An 18,463-nucleotide genomic window follows, 5' to 3' on the forward strand; every position below is an offset into this window, starting at 1 on the left:
GAGGGCGAACCCCCGTCGCAGTCGTGGCGCGCGTGGTCGTTCATGCCGGGTAGGCGTGGGTCTCGGTGGCCTTGACCGAGGCCCAGATCCGCTGGCCCGGGGTCAGGTCGAGGTCGGCCACGGCCGCGGGGGTGATGTCGGCGAACGCGGTGACGGGCCCGTCGAGGTGCACCCGGACGTTGTCGCCGTGCCGTTCGATGCCGTCGATCGTGGCCCGCCACAGGTTGCGCGGGCTGCCGTCCGGGCGGGAGCGGTAGAGCGCCACGGCGGCGGGCGGGAAGGCGACGAACGCGGGCCCGTCGAGCTGCTCGCAGGTGTGCAGCAGCAGCTCGCCGACCTTGACCCGGCCCGCGTCGGCGGCGCCGCGATACAGGTTGAGCCCGACCAGCCGGGCCACGTAGTCGGTGCGCGGACGCCGGGCGACCTCGCCCGGCGCGCCCTGCTGGACGATCGCGCCGTGCTCGATCACGATCAGCCGGTCGGCCAGCACCATCGCGTCGAGCGGGTCGTGGGTGACCAGGACCGTCGCGCCGTCGAAGTCGGCCAGGTGGCGGCGGAGCCGGGAACGGACCTCCAGCCGGGTGTGGGCGTCGAGCGCGGCCAGCGGCTCGTCCAGCAGCAGCAGCTCCGGCCGCACGGCCAGCGCCCGCGCCAGCGCGACCCGCTGGGCCTGCCCGCCGGACAGCTGCGCCGGTCTGGCGCTCGCGCGGTCGGCCAGGCCGACCCGCTCCAGCAGGGCGGCGGCGGCACGGCGCGACTCGGCCTTGGAGACGCCCTGGCAGCGCGGCCCGAAGGCGACGTTGTCCAGCGCCGACAGATGGGGGAAGAGCAGGTAGTCCTGGAAGACCATGCCGATCGGGCGGCTCTCGGCGGGCAGGGTGTGCAGCGGCCGGCCGCGCAGGCTGATCTGCCCGCCGGACATGCGGGTGAGTCCGGCCAGGGCACGCAGCGCGGTGGTCTTGCCCGCGCCGTTGGGGCCGAGCAGCGCGACCACCTCCCCGGCGGCGACATGGAGGTCGAGGTCGAGGGTGAACGCGGGCCGGTTGACGACCAGGCGGGCGCGCAGGGTCATGGCGCGCTCACCCACCGGTCGCGCAGGCTGGCCAGGATGACCACGGAGACGGCCAGCAGCACGAGACTGAGCACGATCGCGGCCTCCGGCTCGGTCTCCAGGGCCAGGTAGACGGCCAGCGGCATGGTGCGGGTGGTGCCGGGGAAGTTACCGGCGAACGTGATCGTCGCGCCGAACTCGCCCAGCGCCCGCGCCCAGCACAGCACCGCCCCGGCCACCACCCCCGGCATGACCATCGGCAGCGTCACCCGCCGGAACACCGTCCAGCGGGAGGCGCCGAGCGTGGCGGCGGCCTCCTCGAAGCGCCGGTCGGCGCCGCGCAAGGCGCCCTCGACACTGATCACCAGGAACGGCATCGCGACGAACGCCTCGGCCACGATCACCCCCGCGGTGGTGAACGGCAGCGTGATCCCGAAGCTCGCCTCCAGCCACTGCCCGACCAGCCCGCGCCGCCCCAGCACCAGCAGCAACGCGACACCGCCCACCACCGGCGGCAGCACCAGCGGCACGGTGACCAGCGCCCGCACCAGCCTCCGGCCCGGGAACTCCACCCGGGCCAGCAGCCAGGCCAGCGGCACCCCGAGCAGCAGGCACACGACGGTGGCGACGGTGGCCGACACCAGCGACAGCCGCAGCGCCTCCAGCACCTGCGGCTCGGCCAGCCGCTCCAGCAGCGTCGGCCACGGGGCACGGATCAGCAGCCCGGCCAGCGGCAGCACCAGGAAGACCAGCCCCACCACGGCGGGCAGCACCAGCATCCACGGCAGCCGCCCGGAGACCTCACGGCGCGGGCCCGGCAGGTCGAGGCGCTCCGGCGCGGAAGAACTCATCCTTGATCAGGGCGCCTCGAAGCCGGCCTCGGTCAGCACGTCCCTGCCCTGCCGCGACAGCACCAGGTCGACGAACTGCCGGGCCGCCTCACCGGCCGGCGCCTTGGCCAGGGTGGCGATCGGATAGTCGTTGATCGCCTGGTCCGCTTCCGGGAACTCGATGCCGGTCACCTTGCCGTCCGAGGCGATCACGTCGGTCGCGTAGACCAGCGCCGCGTCCACCTCACCCAGCCGCACCTTGGTCAGCGTGGCCTTGACGTCCTGCTCCAGGGTGACGGGGGTGACCTTCAGCCCGGCCGCGTCCAGCGCCTTGGCGGCCGCCGTCCCGCACGGCACCTGCTCCGCGCAGAGGGCCACCTTCACCTCGGGGTCGGCCAGGTCCTTGAGCTCGTCCACCTGCGCGGGGTTGTCGGCGGGGACGGCGATCCGCAGCTTGTTGCGCACGAACGTGACCGGCGCACCGGCCAGCGCGGCGTCGGTGACGGTCTTCATCGTGGCCGGGCTCGCCGCCGCGAACACGTCGGCCGGGGCGCCCTGGACGAGCTGCTGGGCCAGCGTGGCGCTGGAGCCGAAGTTGAACCGGACCGTCGTGCCCGGATGCGCGGCTTCGAAGGCCTTGCCCAGCTCGGTGAAGGTCCCGGTCAGCGACGCCGCCGCGAACACCGTCACCTCTTTCGCGTCGCCGCCGGACGCCGCCTCCGAAGCGGAGGACGTGGCGCCGGAGCCGCACCCCGACAACCCCAGCGCGAGCGCGACGGGCAGGGCGACCGCCCACCGGGAAAGACGAAAGACCAAGGGGGCTCCTCACAGATGACTGGCCACGCGCTCGTGACCGGGGATCTCCACGACGACGTTGGTGGACTTGATCACGGCGACCGCCACCACCCCCGGCTCCAGGCCCAGCTCGTCGGCGGCCTGGCGGCTCATCAGCGACACCACCCGGAACGGCCCCGCGGCGATCTCCACCTGCGCCATCACCGCGTCGCGGATCACCTCGGTGACGATCCCGCGGAAACGGTTGCGCGCCGACGTGCGGCCGCCGTCGCCGACCGACTCGACCTGGGCGCGGGCGAAGGCGGCCAGATCGGCGCCGTTCACCCTCCGGTGGCCGTGCTCGTCGCGCTCCGCCCGCAGCCGGCCCGCGTCCACCCACCGGCGGACCGTGTCGGAGCTGACCCCGAGCAGCGCCGCGGCCTCACTGATCCGGAACGTCGTCACAGCCCTCACCATACCCTTCGCACATGCCAACCTGAATACCGGTCTTCCACCGCAACAGCGGCGCTCTCTACGGATCTGCCATGGCATCCACGAGATCCCCGGCGTGACCGGGCCGGCGAGAACACCCGAGGAAGATCTGCCGCCCCTTGGCGAACCTCAGAGGCCGTCACGAACCCAACATGTCTACCTTGAGGGACAGACAGGGAGAAAGGGCGGCCATGACTGCTGGAGAACCCGGTCACTCAGGCGACTCCCGCTACCTGCCGATCGGAGACCACGGTCTCATCGGCGACCTGCGGACGGTCGCGCTCGTGGGCACCAACGGCACCATCGACTGGTACTGCTGCCCGCGCTTCGACGCGCCCAGCGTGTTCGCCGCGATCCTCGACGCCGACCGGGGCGGCTCGTTCGAGCTGGCCGCCGACACCCCGGCCAGGACCAAACAGTTCTACTTCCCCGACACCAACGTCCTCATCACCCGCTTCTTCGCCGACGACGGGGTGGGCGAGATCCAGGACTTCATGCCCATCGCGGACGACTCGCGCGAGGCCGACCGGCACCGGATGATCCGCCGGGTGTCCTGCGTCCGCGGCTCGCTCCCGTTCCGCGCCCGGGTCGCGCCCCGCTTCGACTACGCGAGGCAGCCGCACACCGTGATCCCGCAGGAGGATCGCGTGCTGTTCGAGTCGGCGTCGCTGTCGCTGTCCCTGACCGCCAGCGTGCCGATGGAGACCGACGGGCAGGACGCGTGGGCGAAGTTCGAGCTCAGCGAGGGAGAGCAGGCGGTGTTCGCGCTCGACCGGGTCGGCGGCGACCTGGCGGCGCGCGGCTGCCCGATCGCGGAGGCCGAGGACGAGTTCACCGCCACGGTCCGCTACTGGCGGCGCTGGCTGTCGTCCTCGCGCTACCGCGGCCGGTGGCGCGAGGTGGTCCACCGCTCGGCGCTCACGCTCAAGCTGCTCACCTACGCCCCGACCGGCGGGATCGTCGCCGCGCCGACGACCAGCCTGCCCGAGCAGCTCGGCGGCGAGCGCAACTGGGACTACCGCTACGTGTGGATCCGCGACGCCGCGTTCTGCGTGTACGCGCTGCTCAGGCTGGGCTTCACCAAGGAGGCGGAGGCCTTCATGGGCTTCCTGTCCACGCACGTGCCGCTCAGCAGCGACAGCGGCACCGGCCCGCTGCAGATCATGTACGGCATCGACGGGCGCAGCGACCTGCCCGAGCACGAACTCGGCCATCTGGAGGGCTATCGGGGCTCCGCCCCGGTGCGGATCGGCAACGCCGCCGCCGACCAGCTCCAGCTCGACATCTACGGGGCGCTCATCGACTCCATCTACCTCTACAACAAGTGGGGCGACCCGATCGCCAGCGACCGCTGGGACGAGCTCTGCACCCTGGTCGACTGGGTCTGCCTGCACTGGGACCAGCCCGACGAGGGCATCTGGGAGACCCGCGGCGGCCGTAAGAACTTCGTCTACTCACGGCTGATGTGCTGGGTGGCCATCGAGCGCGCCATGCGGGTGGCGATCCAGCGCGGGCTGCCCGCCGACATCCCGCGCTGGCGCGAGGCACGCGACGCGATCTACCAGGAGATCATGCGGCGCGGCTGGTCGGCCAAGCTGCGGGCGTTCGTCCAGCACTTCGACGAGGACGTGCTGGACGCCTCCCTGCTGATGATGCCGCTGGCCAAGTTCGTCTCCCCGACCGACCCCAAGTGGCTGTCCACCCTCGACGTGCTCGGCGACGGGCTGGTCTCCGACTCGCTGGTCTACCGCTACGACCCCGCGGTCAGCTCCGACGGGTTGCGGGGCTCGGAGGGCACGTTCTCCATCTGCTCCTTCTGGTACGTCGAGGCCCTGGCCCGCGCCGGCCGCGTCGACGAGGCCCGCCTGGCCTTCGAGAAGATGCTCACGTACGCCAACCATCTGGGCCTGTACGCCGAGGAGATCGGCCACACCGGCGAACAGCTCGGGAACTTCCCGCAGGCCATCACCCACCTCGCGCTCATCAGCGCGGCCTTCAACCTCGACCACGCCCTCGGCTGACGGTGAGGTCAGGCGAGCCGGCGGTCTTCGAGGGGGTTGGCGGCGATCCGCCCCGCGACGTCGTTCCCGACCGACGCGGCGGTGGCGCTGTCCGGCTTGCGCCTCGCCTGGTCCTCGAAGCACGCCAGGAACTCCGCGCCGAATCCCAGTCGGGGATGGCGGGCGAGCATCTCCGCCCTGGCCTCCGGCGAGAACTCCTCCGGCCGCCGTCCCACCACCTCCCAGCTCGTGGCGACCTGCAGCAGGTGGGACTCCGGGTCGGTCGCCGGGGACACGTCGTCGCGCATGTGCAGCACGATGATCTCGCCGACCCTGGCGGCCCGCTCCGCCGGCCAGCCGGCCGCCACGCCGAAGACCCAGGCCAGATGTCCTCCGGCCTCCTCGAACGGCGCCCTGTGGCTGTCGAAAGGCTCCGTCAGCCCGATGTCGTGGAGCAGGGCTGAGACGTAGTAGAGCTCGTCGTCGAAGGCGATCCCGTGCGCCGTGCCGTACATCGTCCCCCAGAGGTAGGAGCGGACGCAGTGGTTGAACAGCGCGGGCGAGTAGAAGCGCCTGGCCACCGACAGCGCCGCCGCGGCGGCGGGAGTCTCCGGGAACATGGGCCCAGCTTGTCATCCGGTCGCCAGGTCGCCGAGGTCCGGCCTCGGCCGCATGCGGCGGTCGGTACGCGATGCGGGGACCGTGCTGACCGAGCCCGCCCGGCCGATGGCCTATCTTGGCGGGTCGTCGACCTTGAGCTTGTCTCCCGTGTCGGAGACGAAGACGACCAGCAGCTTCGCCGGCCGCGTCCGGCTGGTGTTCTCCGTGAGCACATGGTGGGCGCCCGGCGACTCGACCCAGTTCTCGCCCCGGCGGTACGTACGCACCGGCTCGCCGCCGAGCCGGCTGCGCACCGTGCCCTCGAGTACGTACGCGTAGACGAAAGCCTGGCCGTGCCGATGCGGCGCCGCGCGTGCGGCGGGCGGGAAGTCCACGATCGCCGAGGTGAACGTCTTGCCCTCGACGTTCGGCAGCGGCTGCTCCAGGAGGGGCGACAGCGTCTCGGACGGCGGCCGCGAAACCGTGGCGGCCACCGGCGGCTGGGCGGTCGCGCGCTCCACCGCGGGCGCGCACGCGACGGACGCGGCCAGAAGCCCACCGGCGGACAGTACGCGGATCATGATGGCTCTCCTGTCCTGCTTCGCACGTACGAAGCGGGGATCGGGCAGGAGGAGTGATAGGTACGTGTCCCGGCGTTTCGCCGCCTAACCACGGGGCGAGTCCAAGCCATGGTGACGGCCCGGTCATCCGCCTTCCGTGACCCGGATGATCGTCTTGCCGGAGACGCGCTGGGTCGGCGCGAACGCGGAGGGCGCCTCGGCGAGCGTCCGCACGGCCCCGACGATCGGGCGGAGCCGTCCGTCCCGGACCCGCCGCGCCAGGTCCGCCAGCCGGGCACGATCGGCCTCGACGACGAAGAAGATCGCCCGCCCGTCGGGGGGCCGGACGGCGGGCGGCGAGACGATGGTGACGAGCGTGCCGCCGGCGCGCACCAGCGCGGCCGAGCGGTCCAGAACGTCACCGCCGATCACGTCGAACACCACGTCGACCTGACCGGCGTCTTCGAGAGGATCGGCCCGCAGGTCCAGGAAGGCGTCCACGCCGAGCCCGAACGCGGTGTCCCTGTCGCCGGCCCTGCCGGTGCCGATCACCCGGGCTCCCGCCTCGCGCGCGAGTTGCGCCGCGACAGAGCCGACACCGCCCGCGACGCCGTGGATCAGGACGGTCTGGCCGGCGGCCAGACGGCCGTGGTCGAACAGGCCCTGCCACGCGGTCAGTCCTGAGATCGGCAGCGCGGCGGCCACGGTGTGGTCGACACCGGCCGGCAGCGGCGCGAGGTTGCGGGCCTCCACCGCGACGTACTCGGCCAGCGAGCCGTTGCGGGCCCAGTCGGTCAGCCCGAACACCCGCTGGCCGACGGTCAGGCCGGTCGTCCCGTATCCCAGCTCGGCGACGACACCCGACACCTCGTGCCCGGGCACGCTGGGCGTCCGGTCGCGGCCGGCGCGATCGGACCACGTCGCCGGCCAGTCGAGCTCGCCGCGGGTGAACCCCGCGGCATGCACCCGGACGACGACGTCGTTCTCGGCGGCGTGCGGGTACGGCTCTTCCGTCAGGGAAAGCCCGGCCAGACCGGCGGCGCGGTCTCGAACGGTGATGGCCCGCATGACGGCTCCTCGCTCGTGGCGGAGACATCGAACAGGACGAACGTACAGGCGTTCCCCTCCCGGACCCGGCCCCGCCACGACGTGCCGCGCGGATCCGCACGCGATGGCTCCGGGCACCCTCCGCTCGACAGGCACTCCCGGCCGGTCGGTACAGTGGGATGAGGTGCGCCGGGAAGTCTGGTCGGCAAATGACCGACCCGTACCCGAATCCCGGAGCGCCTCATGACCAACCCTGTCCCGCCCCGCAAGCCTGCCCTGCTCGGCCGGGGGTCCTGGGGCGAGACACTGAGGATCGGCGCCATCCTCCGCAAGGAGACCGTCGGCGGGGCGTTGCTCCTGGTCGGCGCGGTGGTGGCGATGGTCTGGGCCAACTCCCCCTGGGCGGACGCCTACGAGACGCTGCGCGGCGTCACGTTCGGGCCCGAAGCGCTCCATCTGAACCTGAGCCTGGCCACCTGGGCCGCCGACGGCCTGCTGGCGATCTTCTTCTTCGTGGCCGGGCTGGAGCTCAAACGAGAGTTCGTCGCCGGTGACCTGCGCGACGCGCGGCGGGCCGCGGTCCCGATCGCGGCCGCGCTGGGCGGGGTGATCGTCCCCGCTCTGCTGTATCTGCTCTTCGCCGGGGGCGTGGAAGGCGCGGCCCGCGGCTGGGCGATCCCGACGGCCACCGACATCGCTTTCGCCCTGGCGGTGCTGGCGGTCATCGGCCGGTTCCTGCCCACGGCGCTGCGCACCTTCCTGCTCACCCTGGCCGTGGTCGACGACCTGGTGGCCATCGTCATCATCGCGCTGTTCTACACCGACCACCTCTCGCCGGTCCCGCTGCTGGCGGCGCTGGCGCCGCTGGCGCTGTTCACCGTGCTGGTGCAGCGCCGCGTGCGCTCATGGTGGCTGCTGCTTCCGCTGGCCGCCATCACGTGGGCGCTGGTGCACGCCTCGGGCGTGCACGCCACCGTCGCCGGCGTCCTGCTCGGCTTCGCCGTACCCGTCCTGCGCAGCCCCAAGTCCGGCGGCCCGGACGCGGGCCCCGGCCTGGCCGAGCACTTCGAGCACCGCTTCCGTCCCCTCTCGGCCGGGGTGGCCGTGCCCGTGTTCGCGTTCCTGTCCGCGGGAGTGACCCTCGGCGGAGCGGACGGCCTGATGAGCGCCTTCCGCGACCCGGTGGTGCTGGGCGTCGTGGTGGGCCTGATCGTAGGCAAGCCGATCGGCATCATGACGGCGACCTGGCTCATGGCCCGCTTCACCCACGCCGACCTGGACGAGAACCTGTCCTGGGTCGACATGCTGGGACTGTCGCTGCTGGCCGGGATCGGGTTCACCGTCTCCCTGCTGATCGGCGAACTGGCCTTCGGCGTGGGTGACGACGCGCACGTCAAGGTGGCGGTGCTGGCGGCATCGGTCACCGCCGCGCTCCTGGCGACGGTGGTCCTGCGCCTGCGCAACCGCGCCTACCGGCGCATCCACGAGATCGAGACCGCCGACCTCGACCAGGACGGCGTCCCGGACGTGTACGAACCCGACCAGGCCCGGCAGAACTGACCGCCGTCACGCGGCGAGGGTCCCCTCCAGCAGGGTGTTGAGCGTGAGCGCGCCCAGGAGACGGCCCCCTTCCACGACCGCGACCAGCGGGCTGCGCGTGCGCGTCATCAGGACCGCCAGTTGCAGCGTGGTGGCGTCGGGGCCGCAGATCGGCAGATTCCCGGGGCGGGCGGAAAGGCAGTCGCGCAGGGCCCGGCCGCTCATCCGATGCGGGAAATCGTCAGAGCCCGCCTCGTCCACCACCCGGACCAGGTTCGGATCAACCTGGAAGTGGTGAGGGACGGCCAGCCGCAGAACCTCGGTGCCCGGCAGGACCGTGTACGGCGATCCGTCGTCGCCGACCACGATGAGTCCGGGCAGATCCCGCTCGGCGAGCAGCCGCACCGCGTCACCGACGGATGCGTTCAGGTCGAGCACGGGAAGGTCGATGATCAGGTCACGAGCGCGCACAGTGCATCCTCAAGCCTCGACAGCATGACGCGCCGACCAGACTTCCCGGCTCACCTGACACGACCCTATCCACAAATTCGCCGAGCTGTACCCCTGGACGTAACGGATCGACGGGCGCACGACTTCGTTCACGAGCACGTCCCGTGAACGAAGGGAGGTTCCGGCGCGCCCAGCAGGACGCCGTGGTGGCCGCCGACGCCGACCTGGACGTGCTGATCGACCTGATGGCCGGCGCGGTGACGTACCGCGACCCGCAGCCGGACCCGCCGGACGCCGCCGAGATGCTGCGCTACCTCACCGCCAGGCCGGCCTGACCGGCGTCCGCGGGTCGGCGGCGGAAGCACGAGCCGAAGCCGCCCGGGTTCATCGGGTGAGTGGCTGGAAACCCCAGTCGTAGATCGATCGGGCGCCGTCGTCGTGCACGATCGCCACGTCCTCCAGCCAGTACCGTTCGCGTACGGAGCCGCCGTAGTAGAGGTGGGTGGAGATGACCATCCCCTCGGTCACCGACCAGTCGGCGAGCCTCTGGTTCTCTCCCTCGGCCGGCAGCTCGATCTCGCCGTGCTCCAGGCCGACGCCGTGGAAGAAGAACAGTGCCCGCTCCGGGTCGGCGAGACCGTGGCGCCGCAGCACGGCGCGTGCGGTCCCCTGCAGCTCGCTGATCTTGGTGCCGGGGACCATGCGGGCCTCCATCTCCTGCAGGGCCTCGGAGAACGCGTTCGCGGTCCGTACGGAAGCCGGATCGTCGCCGCCGTCCACGATCCAGGTCTTCCCGCCGTCCCAGCCGTACTCCTTGAAGGTGCCGTGGCAGTCGAACATGATCCGCATGCCGGGTTCGATCTCGTAGTCGGGGTCGAGGCCCGCGTGGACCAGGAAGGCCGGGTCACCGTGCGGCGGGTTCGACACGACGAAGGGGTAGGGGTCACGGCACAGTCCGCTGCGTGCGGTGACGTTGCGCGCGTACTCCCTGGCGAGGTCGCGCCAGGTCATGCCCCGGGTCCAGTTGTCCACGGTGGCCTGCAGCGCGCGCTGGTTGATGTCGGCCGCGGTCTTGAGGATCTCCAGCTCCTGCGGGGTCTTCACCAGCCGCACGTGCTTCATCAGACCGTACCCGTCTACTTCCTCGACGTCGTCGAGACGCAGCTGCCGGGCGAGTCTCGGGTTGTCGAAGGCGACGCGGGCGTGGGACAGGCCGAGGTCGCCGACGGCCTTGCGGACGCCGAGCACGAGGCTGGGGGTGAGGTTCTCCCGCATCCTGCGCGCCCAGTCGGTGTGCAGCGCATCCTGCGGGAGGAAGTTGTCGATGAAGTCGGGGTCGTCCGGCAGGTCGAGCTGGCGGACCAGGCTGCTGAACGGCCGGATGTCGGACACCCAGCTCGGCTGGTGGCGGAAGAACGCCAGCTCGGTGTCCTGGACGACCAGGATGGGGTGGTCGGGGTGGTGCCGGGAGAAGACGAAGGCGGCCAGGCCGTTGGCCTCCAGGTGGGCGTGGCCTCCGGCGGCGTAGAAGCTGCTCAGGTAGAGGACGTTGGGCACGTAGTAGGAGACGAGGCCGTCGATGTCGCGGGCCTCCATGGTCGCCAGCAGCCGTTCGAGGTTGCACAGCCGTTCGGGGAGCAGGGACTCCCGTTCGGTGCGCGCGTGGTCCAGTCGGATGGCCGGGATCGCATCGGTCATGGTCAGCCTCCGGGTGTGGGTTGGAGGACGAGGTCAGAGGATCTCGTCGAGGCTCGTGATGTCGGTGCGGTCGTCGATGGTGTGGCTGAGCCCACCTCGTCGGACGACCTTGGTCTCGGTGGCGAGGGCTCGCACGGCTGTCAGGCTCGACTCGGTGATGACGAGGGCGACGCCGGTCTCCTCCTGGATCCGCCGGACGACTTCGACCATGGATTCGGCGGTGGCCGGGGCGAGGCCCAGGGTCGGTTCGTCCAGCAGCATGACGGCGGGTTTCCGGATGAGCCCGAGGGAGATCGCGAGCATCCGGTTCTCCCCGCCCGACAGGGCGCGTGCCGGGCTGTCCCGGCGCTCGTGGATGCGCGGGAACCAGTCGTAGACGCGGGTGAACGCCTCGGACCGCTGTGCCCTGCTCAGTTTTCCGGACAGGCTTATGATCACTTCCAGGTTCTCCTGGACGGTCATGCCGCGGAAGGTGCCGTGCTCCTGCATGACATAGGACAGACCGTCACGCGCGCGCTCGGCAGGAGAACGCCGGTCCAGCGAGGCGCCGGTGACTTCCACGCTGCCGGCGCTGACCGCGCAGAGCCCCATGATCGCCCTGAATATCGTGGTCTTGCCCGCGCCGTTGTGGCCGACGAGCAGCAGGCTGCCGCCCCTGGGCACGGCGAAGGTGATGTCCTTGACGACGTCGCCGCGCCCGTATCCGGCGGCCAGACCCGTCACGCGCAGAGCCGTCGCCGTGCCGCTCACGCCCGCCACCCCTTCCCGAAGTACATGTCGATCAGTTCGTCCCTGCGGAACAGGTCCTCGGGGGCGCCCCGGGCGACGACCTCTCCGTTGCTCATGAAGACGCAGGAGTCGGCGAGGGAGCGCACCACGGACAGGCTGTGCTCGACGATGACCACCGGGAGGCCCCCGGCGGCGATGTCGCGGACGATCCCCACGACGCGGTCGATGCTCTCGCCGTCCAGCCCCGCCGCGGGCTCGTCGAGGAGGAGGAGCCTCGGCCGCCGGATCAGCAGCCGGCCGATGCCGACCAGGCGCTGCTCCGCGTAGCCGATGTCGCCCGCTCTGTGGTCCCGGAACGCCGACAGGCCGAGCGTCTCGAGAACCTCGTCGGCGTGCCGTACGAGGCCGGCCTCCAAGCGGGCCGCCCGTCGCGGGCGGGCCAGCCGCCAGAACGGGCTCTCCGCGCGTGGGCACCGCACCGCCACGACGAGGTTCTCCAGGACCGTCATGTCCAGGAAGGCACGGCCGTCCTGCCAGGAGCGGGCCAGACCCCGGCCGGCCAGTCCCGCAGGGCCGAGAGCCGAGGCTGCGGTCCCGAACACCTCGACGGTGCCCGACCTCGGCCGTATGTGACCCGAGAGCACGTTGAACGCCGTGGTCTTGCCCGCGCCGTTCGGGCCGATGAGCGCCATGATCCCGGTCGACGGGACGTCGAACGAGACGTCGTTCATGGCCACGATGCCGCCGAAGGCGACCGTCACCCCGGACAAGCTGGCGATGGTCGCCATCAGGACCTCCCTTCGGCCGCCGCCACGCGGTCACGGTCGATGCCGGGGCCGGGGGGCGGTGACGGGGGCGGGCGGCTCGTGCGCGCCGCCCGCAGGGCCGGCGCGGGAGGCGCGACGATGCCCTCGGGCCGGAACAGGAGAAAGAGCAGAAGAAGCAGCCCGAACAGGATCTGCAGCAGATCCGCGGCCTCGGCGGCCTGGATCTCCAGATACTGCAGGAGCTGCGGGATGAGCTGGTAGAACAGCGCGCCGACCGCGGGCCCGAGCACCGCCCGCGATCCCCCGACGATGAGCATGGACAACAGGGTGATCGACACGTGGATGCTGAAGGCGTTCGCGTCGATGTACGACAGGTACTGTGCGTACAGCACGCCCCCCAGGGCGGCCGTGCCCCCGCTCAGGCAGATGATCTTGATCTTGAGTACGGCGGGCCGCACCCCCAGTCCTTCCAGGACCTGCGGGTCCTCCCCCAGCGCCCGCACGGTGAGGCCGAAGGCGCTGCCGTGCAGCACCCGATAGGCCAGCACGACGACCGCGCAGGCGGCGACGGCGACGAGCAGCGCCGACTCGGTCTCGGTCAGCGGCCCGATGGAGGACATCCCGCGGATGCCGGCGAGCCCGCTCTGCCCTCCCGTGATCTCCAGGTTCTGCAGCACCGTGACGAACACGATCTGGAAGGCGAACGAGACGATCGCCAGGTAGATGCCGCTGACCCGCAGTGCCGTCAGCGCGATGACCGCGCTCGCGACGACGCCTCCCGCCACGCCGAGCAGGGCGCAGACCGCGGTGGGCCAGTCCGTCTCGAGCGAGAGGATGCCGTAGACGTACGCGCCGACACCCCACATGGCCGCCTGCGAGATGAGGAACTGTTTGCCGAGACCGGCGCTGAGGCCGTACCCGGTGACCACGATGATGTAGACGGCGGCGAACATCGCCAGGCTGATGACGTATTCCATAGCCGGTTTCCCTTCCTCTCCGTGAACCCGGGGTCAGGTCTCCATCGCCGTGCGCGCGTTGCCGAACAGTCCGTGCGGGCGCAGAAGCAGGACGAGGAAGAGGATGCCGAACAGGATGGCCGTCTCCCAGATCGACTCCACGCGCCAGAGCGCGACGCTCTGGACGATGCCGAGGAAGATGCCGACCAGGAAGTTGGGTACGGGCCGCCCGGTGCCGCCGAAGATGACGGCGACCGCGCCCACCAGGGTGGGCTGGAGGCCCAGGAACGGGGTAATCGTCCGTCCCGACGAGAACAGGATCGCCGCGACCGTGGCGACGAGCGATCCGATGGCGAACGCCCACAGATAGGAGCGCTGGACGGAGATGCCCGCCGCGCCCGCGAGCACGGGGTTGTCGGAGACCGCCCGCATCTTGCGTCCTTCGGCGGTGCCGTTCATGAAGGCCGCGACGCCGACGGTGGCCAGCACGCCGCAGGCGACGATGATGATCTGCCGCAGGGTGATGTGCACACCGCCGAACGTGTACGACGTTCCGTCGCCGAACCCCGGCACGGGCAGCGGCGTGTGTCCCCAGACCAGGGCGATGGTGGAGGAGACGATGGCCATCACGGCCAGTGATCCGACGAGGAGCATCATCTCGTCGCCGCCCCGGCGGCGCAGCGTACGGTAGACCACGCCTTCGCAGAACAGCCCGGTCACCAGGGCGGCCGCCGCCGCGGCGAAGACCGCCGCGGCGGCTGGAAGTCCTGCTGCCAGCGCGGTCTGGTAGGCGAACGCCGCTGTGGCGAACACCGCGGCCAGCGCGACGTGGAAGACCTTGGCCACCAGGTAGGTCGTGCCGAAGGCCACGGCGAACAGGCCGTACACCGCTCCGACGGCGATGCCGTTGACCAGCAGTTGCAGGAGGAGTTCCACTTTCCCTCACCTGGCTCAGGAAACGGGTTCGAGCGTCTCGACACGGACGAACGCTCCGTCGCGGGCCTCGAAGAGCGCGAAGGGCTTCTTCACCGTGCCCCGCTCTGGTCCGCTGTTCAGGAACCGGGTGGTGCCCGTGTAGGGAGCCTCGAACGCCTGGGAGTCGAACAGCTTCTTGACGTCCTCGCCGGTGGGCGCCGCCTTCGTCTCCCCCGCGATGGCGTCGATGGCGCTCAGCGCGACCCAGGTCGCGTCGTACATCGAGGTGAAGAAGGCGCCCGGGTCCTTGCCCGCGTGCTTCTCGCGGTATTTCCGCGTGGCCGCGGCCGCTTCCGGGGTGCCGTCGAGTGAGTAGCTCGGGTCGGAGTACTTGGTGCCCTCGACGGCCTCCTTGGCTATCGTGAAGATCGTCGGCTCGCCGAACCCGCGGTAGCTCCACAGGGGTACGTCGACTCCGGCCTCCCTGATCTGCTTGGCGACCTGGGCGAAGACGCTGTAGGCGGCGAAACCGAAGATCGCGTCGGGATCGGCGTCCTTCAGCTTGGCCACCTGGGAGGAGAAGTCCACCGCGTCGGCGGCGACGCTCTGGCGTTCCGCCACCGTGCCGCCGAGGCGGGTGAACGTCTCGGCCAGCACGTCGGTGGCCGATCCGCCGTCGATGTCGGGGGCGAAGACGACCCCGATCTTCCGGTGCCCGGCGTCCCACATCGCCTTGGCGACGGTGCGCATCTCCTCCGAGGTCATCGGCAGGGTGTTGAAGAGGTACTCGTGGCCGGCCAGCTTGTCGGTCGGGGCGAGCGGGTTGATGTAGACGGTCCTGGTGCGGTCGGCCACGGGGGCCACCGCGATGGACGGCCCGGCGAAGCCGCCGAGCACCACCGGCACCTTCGCCTGGGAGGCGAACTTCGTGAAGACCTGGACGGCCGCGCCGTTGTCGAGCCGGTTGTCCTCGTAGGTCATCTCGGGTTTGAAGTTCTTGTACGGATAGGCGTCGACGGCGTGCTCGATGGCCTCGCGGAACGACTGTCCGACGGAGGCGTACTGGCCGCTGAGCGCCAGCGACACTCCGATGGGGACAGTGATCTTGCCGTCCGCGTCCTGCGTGCCGCCGGACGTGCCGCCGGACCCGCAGGCGGCCGTCAGGGCGAGCATGGCGGCGACCGCGCCGGCACGCCTCGTGATGGTTCTCACGGCGTGGTTCCCTTCTCGGTGGGGGGTGGTCGGCCGGTTACCCGAACATCGACAGGAGGGACTGTCCGCCCAGCACGGCGAACAGCAGGATCGCGCCGCCGAGCACGAGGTTCGACACGGACAGCGGGCGGTTGCGGTACACGGCGTCGATCCGGCGGGAGTTGAGCAGCCACAGGAGGGTCGCGCACAGGAACGGCGCGAAGACCGCGGCGAGGACCCCGGTGAGGATGACCAGGAACACCGGCTGCCCGACCGCGGCGAGGATCATCGGCGGGAACGTGATGAGGACCAGGAAGACACGGAAGGCGGGGCTGCGGGTCGAGGTGTGCTGTTCGGACTCTTCCTCCGGCACTCCCCGGAAGGCCCGCACGGCGTCGGCGAAGAGGTAGCCGAATCCGTTCCAGACGCCCAGGACCGAGCTCGCGACCACCGCCCAGAAGCCGAGGAGGAACAGCCACTCGACCGGGGCGCCGTAACTCTGCCCGAGCAGGTTCGCCACGCCCACCAGGTCGGCGTTGCCCTCGATGCCGAACTTGGCGATCGTCAGGAACTCCGCGCCCACGATGAGCATCGCGACCGCGAAGATGCCGGCGAGGACGTAGCTGATGACCACGTCCACGCGCATCACCCGCACCCACGGCGGCGAGCGCCAGCCCTTCTCCCGTGCCCAGTAGCCGTAGGCGATGATCGAGAGGGTGCCGCCGAACCCGCCGATGATGGAGACGACGTAGAGCAGGGAGCCGTCGGGCAGCGACGGGATCGATCCCGACAGCAGGTTGCCCACGTTGGGCCGGATCGCGACGGCGACCGCGACCGCGCAGACGAACATCATGCCGACGAGGATCTTCATCACCAGCTCGAAGAGCCGGTAGCGGCCGACGAGCACGACGATGAACGCCACGACGGCGTGCACGATGGCCCAGGCGGTCGGCGACAGCCCGGGGACCATGGCGTTGGCCGCCAGCCCGGCCGCGCTCGGACCGGCCGCGCCGAACACCATCGCCAGCACCAGGACATAGGCGGCGAACGGCACCAGGACCCAGCGGGACAGCGACTGCCACGCGGTGATGAGGGTGGTGCCCGAGCTCAGCGTCCACCGCGCGATGCCCTCGGTCATGAAGAACTTGAGTACGACGGCGAGCAGGATGGCCCACAGCAGGCCCATGCCGTACTGTCCGCCCGCCACCAGCGCCGTGATCATGTCACCGGATCCGACCGCCGCGGCGGCCAGCACCAGGCCGGGGCCGATCGTCCGCAACCAGGCCCCGGTCGAAGCGGGGATCCGCGGTTCCTCGGCGGCGCGCACTTCCCTGGACGTGTCCATGTCTACACCTCGATCTCGTCGACGTGGTCGCTCATGGCCACGTAGTAGGGGTGGCGGCGGGTGAGCAGCCGGATACCGTTCCGGACCACGAGGAAGGTGAGTTCGTGCTGGTAGCCGCCCTCACCGAGGATGCCGAAAGGCACCTCCACGTTGAGGACCATGTCTTCGCGCAGCGTGAGGTCCCGTTCCCCGGGCCGGAACCGGGGCATCCAGGGCTGGGCCGGGGCGAGCAGCGGCGCGTCCCGGGCCTCGACGCCGATCCCGTGCCCCACGTGCGAGTGCCGGAAGCGGGTGATTCCGGCGGCGTGCATCGTGTCCCGCGCGAGCGTGTAGAGGGCGGACGCCGTCACTCCGGGCCGCGCGGCCGCCAGCACGGCGTCGACGGCGGCGGTGACGGCCCGGTAGTGGTCCAGCTCGGACGGCGACGGCTCGGCGAGGACCTGCACGACGCCGCCCGTGTCGGCGCAGTAGCCGTCCACGACGAGGCCGCAGTCCCAGCGGAACCGTTCGCCGGGGCTCGCCCGCCGGCGGCCGGGGCGGCGGAAGACCGCGCTGCGGTCGCCGCTTCCGGCCATGAAGAACGTCGGCAGGGCTCGTCGCCTGGAGATCGCCTGCCGCCAGGCGAGTTCCACGTCCACGTCGGTGCCGCCCGTCCCGAGCACGGCGAACGCCTCGGTCAGCGCCTGCTGGCTGATCTCGCCGGCCTTGCGCAACGCCTCGACCTCGGCCGGCGTCTTGATGATCCGCGTCCACTGCAGGATGTCCGCGCCGCCGTCGCTCCAGCGTGCGGCGACGTCCTCCTCCCGGAGGCGGCGCCACGCCACTCCGCCGTCGTCGGTGTCGACCCAGATCGCGGCCCGCTCCAGGCCGAGCTCGGTCAGCAGCGCGCGCAGCGCGGAGACCGGGTCGGCGTGCAGCCGCCCCTCGACCTCCAGGATGCCGGCGTCGGGGCCGGGACCGGAGTCGGCCACGGCGAGGATCGGACGCCCGTAGACGTGCATCCGGTCGGTGCCGATGCCGGCGTCGACCATGTCGGCGATCTCGGCGGAGGGCATCACGAAGTGCGGGCGCTCGGGGTCGTCGGCGGTGACGAGACCCCAGTAGGAGTTCTGCGGGTACAGCCTCCCCGTCGCGGACGCGAAGCCCCCGGCGTATCGGACGTTCGGATAGCTGGTGGCGAGGACGGCGTCCGCGCCGACCTCCTTCATGGTCGCGAGTAGGCGGTCGATGTTCAACGCGCGCTCCTTGGTGGTGTCTCCCGTGGCTACGGCTGATTGCTTCGAGCCCGCGGGCCCGGCATCGCCGCGGCGGGACCTCGGTGGGGGGTGGGCGGGGAACGGTGTCAGGGCTGTGCGCTGGACACCGGATGGAGATGCGCTCGGGAGTGAGGACATCTCATCGACACATAATTTTTACTGGTACCTAACATTGGGCGGCTGGGCCATGAGTGTCAATAGCTGTCGCGTATTGACATATCGGTATCGGAGAGGGTCTACTGCCTGGCAAATTCCGGGGAATC

General features: G+C 71.0%; 19 protein-coding genes. 3 read left to right on the forward strand and 16 right to left on the reverse strand.

The window, feature by feature from the left end; genetic code table 11:
* Positions 1–40: 40 nt before the first annotated feature.
* Genes AB0K05_RS36860 through AB0K05_RS36875 form a run of 4 tightly spaced genes read right to left on the reverse strand, consistent with a single transcriptional unit; the run spans position 41 to position 3,120 of the window.
* Positions 41–1,072, reverse strand: coding sequence for an ABC transporter ATP-binding protein (locus AB0K05_RS36860; protein ID WP_271275136.1), 1,032 nt, complete (start codon positions 1,070–1,072; stop codon positions 41–43).
* Positions 1,069–1,902, reverse strand: coding sequence for an ABC transporter permease (locus AB0K05_RS36865; protein WP_148030922.1), 834 nt, complete (start codon positions 1,900–1,902; stop codon positions 1,069–1,071). Before AB0K05_RS36865 ends, AB0K05_RS36860 begins: the two co-directional genes overlap by 4 nt.
* A 6-nt stretch (positions 1,903–1,908) precedes the next feature.
* Entirely contained in the window at positions 1,909–2,697 is a 789-nt protein-coding gene (modA, locus tag AB0K05_RS36870) for a molybdate ABC transporter substrate-binding protein (protein WP_271275121.1), read from the reverse strand.
* Positions 2,698–2,706: 9 nt separating this feature from the next.
* A complete protein-coding gene (locus tag AB0K05_RS36875) occupies positions 2,707–3,120 on the reverse strand; it encodes a helix-turn-helix transcriptional regulator (RefSeq protein WP_148030920.1) in 414 nt (137 codons plus the stop codon).
* A 218-nt stretch (positions 3,121–3,338) separates the two neighbouring features.
* On the opposite strand from AB0K05_RS36875, the gene AB0K05_RS36880 reads away from it, so the two are divergent.
* On the forward strand, positions 3,339–5,168 hold the full coding sequence (locus tag AB0K05_RS36880; RefSeq protein WP_364235552.1) for a glycoside hydrolase family 15 protein: 1,830 nt from the start codon (positions 3,339–3,341) through the stop codon (positions 5,166–5,168).
* Between the two features lie 8 nt (positions 5,169–5,176).
* Here the strand turns inward: AB0K05_RS36880 and AB0K05_RS36885 are convergent, their stop codons facing one another.
* The 3 genes from AB0K05_RS36885 to AB0K05_RS36895 all read right to left on the reverse strand — a co-directional run bounded on the left by AB0K05_RS36885 (position 5,177) and on the right by AB0K05_RS36895 (position 7,375).
* Entirely contained in the window at positions 5,177–5,767 is a 591-nt protein-coding gene (locus AB0K05_RS36885) for an HD domain-containing protein (RefSeq protein ID WP_364235555.1), read from the reverse strand.
* A 111-nt stretch (positions 5,768–5,878) separates the two neighbouring features.
* Positions 5,879–6,328: a cupin domain-containing protein gene (locus tag AB0K05_RS36890; protein WP_364235557.1), complete on the reverse strand. Its 450-nt coding sequence runs from the start codon at positions 6,326–6,328 to the stop codon at positions 5,879–5,881.
* Between the two features lie 123 nt (positions 6,329–6,451).
* Positions 6,452–7,375 (reverse strand): NADP-dependent oxidoreductase, encoded by a 924-nt coding sequence (locus AB0K05_RS36895; protein ID WP_364235560.1) that lies wholly within the window; start codon positions 7,373–7,375, stop codon positions 6,452–6,454.
* A gap of 222 nt (positions 7,376–7,597) precedes the next feature.
* On the opposite strand from AB0K05_RS36895, the gene nhaA reads away from it, so the two are divergent.
* Positions 7,598–8,914 (forward strand): Na+/H+ antiporter NhaA, encoded by a 1,317-nt coding sequence (gene nhaA / locus AB0K05_RS36900; protein WP_364235564.1) that lies wholly within the window; start codon positions 7,598–7,600, stop codon positions 8,912–8,914.
* A 6-nt stretch (positions 8,915–8,920) separates the two neighbouring features.
* On the opposite strand, the gene AB0K05_RS36905 is transcribed toward nhaA, so the two are convergent.
* On the reverse strand, positions 8,921–9,364 hold the full coding sequence (locus AB0K05_RS36905) for a CBS domain-containing protein (protein ID WP_187281095.1): 444 nt from the start codon (positions 9,362–9,364) through the stop codon (positions 8,921–8,923).
* Between the two features lie 143 nt (positions 9,365–9,507).
* Here AB0K05_RS36905 and AB0K05_RS36910 point away from each other — a divergent pair, with 143 nt between their 5' ends.
* Positions 9,508–9,678, forward strand: coding sequence for a hypothetical protein (locus tag AB0K05_RS36910; protein ID WP_364235567.1), 171 nt, complete (start codon positions 9,508–9,510; stop codon positions 9,676–9,678).
* Positions 9,679–9,727: 49 nt separating this feature from the next.
* Here the strand turns inward: AB0K05_RS36910 and AB0K05_RS36915 are convergent, their stop codons facing one another.
* From AB0K05_RS36915 to AB0K05_RS36950, 8 genes are read right to left on the reverse strand one after another with little or no spacing between them, the layout of a single operon-like run.
* Positions 9,728–11,041 carry a M24 family metallopeptidase gene (locus AB0K05_RS36915; RefSeq protein ID WP_364235570.1) on the reverse strand — a complete coding sequence of 438 codons (1,314 nt, stop codon included), beginning with the start codon at positions 11,039–11,041 and terminating at the stop codon, positions 9,728–9,730.
* Between the two features lie 33 nt (positions 11,042–11,074).
* On the reverse strand, positions 11,075–11,791 hold the full coding sequence (locus AB0K05_RS36920) for an ATP-binding cassette domain-containing protein (protein ID WP_364235572.1): 717 nt from the start codon (positions 11,789–11,791) through the stop codon (positions 11,075–11,077).
* Positions 11,788–12,558 carry an ATP-binding cassette domain-containing protein gene (locus AB0K05_RS36925; protein ID WP_364235574.1) on the reverse strand — a complete coding sequence of 257 codons (771 nt, stop codon included), beginning with the start codon at positions 12,556–12,558 and terminating at the stop codon, positions 11,788–11,790. Before AB0K05_RS36925 ends, AB0K05_RS36920 begins: the two co-directional genes overlap by 4 nt.
* On the reverse strand, positions 12,558–13,514 hold the full coding sequence (locus tag AB0K05_RS36930) for a branched-chain amino acid ABC transporter permease (RefSeq protein WP_364235576.1): 957 nt from the start codon (positions 13,512–13,514) through the stop codon (positions 12,558–12,560). The genes AB0K05_RS36925 and AB0K05_RS36930 overlap by 1 nt, the downstream gene beginning before the upstream one ends.
* 33 nt (positions 13,515–13,547) lie before the next feature.
* Positions 13,548–14,429 (reverse strand): branched-chain amino acid ABC transporter permease, encoded by an 882-nt coding sequence (locus AB0K05_RS36935; protein ID WP_364235578.1) that lies wholly within the window; start codon positions 14,427–14,429, stop codon positions 13,548–13,550.
* 15 nt (positions 14,430–14,444) lie between these two features.
* Positions 14,445–15,620: a penicillin-binding protein activator gene (locus AB0K05_RS36940; RefSeq protein WP_271275108.1), complete on the reverse strand. Its 1,176-nt coding sequence runs from the start codon at positions 15,618–15,620 to the stop codon at positions 14,445–14,447.
* A gap of 37 nt (positions 15,621–15,657) precedes the next feature.
* Positions 15,658–16,944: an Nramp family divalent metal transporter gene (locus AB0K05_RS36945; RefSeq protein ID WP_271275107.1), complete on the reverse strand. Its 1,287-nt coding sequence runs from the start codon at positions 16,942–16,944 to the stop codon at positions 15,658–15,660.
* 2 nt (positions 16,945–16,946) lie between these two features.
* Positions 16,947–18,179, reverse strand: coding sequence for a M24 family metallopeptidase (locus tag AB0K05_RS36950; RefSeq protein WP_187281093.1), 1,233 nt, complete (start codon positions 18,177–18,179; stop codon positions 16,947–16,949).
* Positions 18,180–18,463: the final 284 nt, after the last annotated feature.

It is taken from the genome of Nonomuraea sp. NPDC049486, from assembly GCF_040676925.1.
In the GTDB taxonomy this organism is placed as follows: domain Bacteria; phylum Actinomycetota; class Actinomycetes; order Streptosporangiales; family Streptosporangiaceae; genus Nonomuraea; species Nonomuraea ferruginea.

Coding starts and splice junctions, on each gene's coding strand:
- AB0K05_RS36860 (WP_271275136.1), bottom strand. CDS start 1,072: ATGACCCTGCGCGCCCGCCTGGTCGTCAACCGGCCCGCGTTCACCCTC.
- AB0K05_RS36865 (WP_148030922.1), bottom strand. CDS start 1,902: ATGAGTTCTTCCGCGCCGGAGCGCCTCGACCTGCCGGGCCCGCGCCGT.
- AB0K05_RS36880 (WP_364235552.1), top strand. CDS start 3,339: ATGACTGCTGGAGAACCCGGTCACTCAGGCGACTCCCGCTACCTGCCG.
- AB0K05_RS36885 (WP_364235555.1), bottom strand. CDS start 5,767: ATGTTCCCGGAGACTCCCGCCGCCGCGGCGGCGCTGTCGGTGGCCAGG.
- AB0K05_RS36890 (WP_364235557.1), bottom strand. CDS start 6,328: ATGATCCGCGTACTGTCCGCCGGTGGGCTTCTGGCCGCGTCCGTCGCG.
- AB0K05_RS36895 (WP_364235560.1), bottom strand. CDS start 7,375: ATGCGGGCCATCACCGTTCGAGACCGCGCCGCCGGTCTGGCCGGGCTT.
- nhaA (WP_364235564.1), top strand. CDS start 7,598: ATGACCAACCCTGTCCCGCCCCGCAAGCCTGCCCTGCTCGGCCGGGGG.
- AB0K05_RS36915 (WP_364235570.1), bottom strand. CDS start 11,041: ATGACCGATGCGATCCCGGCCATCCGACTGGACCACGCGCGCACCGAA.
- AB0K05_RS36925 (WP_364235574.1), bottom strand. CDS start 12,558: ATGGCGACCATCGCCAGCTTGTCCGGGGTGACGGTCGCCTTCGGCGGC.
- AB0K05_RS36930 (WP_364235576.1), bottom strand. CDS start 13,514: ATGGAATACGTCATCAGCCTGGCGATGTTCGCCGCCGTCTACATCATC.
- AB0K05_RS36945 (WP_271275107.1), bottom strand. CDS start 16,944: ATGGACACGTCCAGGGAAGTGCGCGCCGCCGAGGAACCGCGGATCCCC.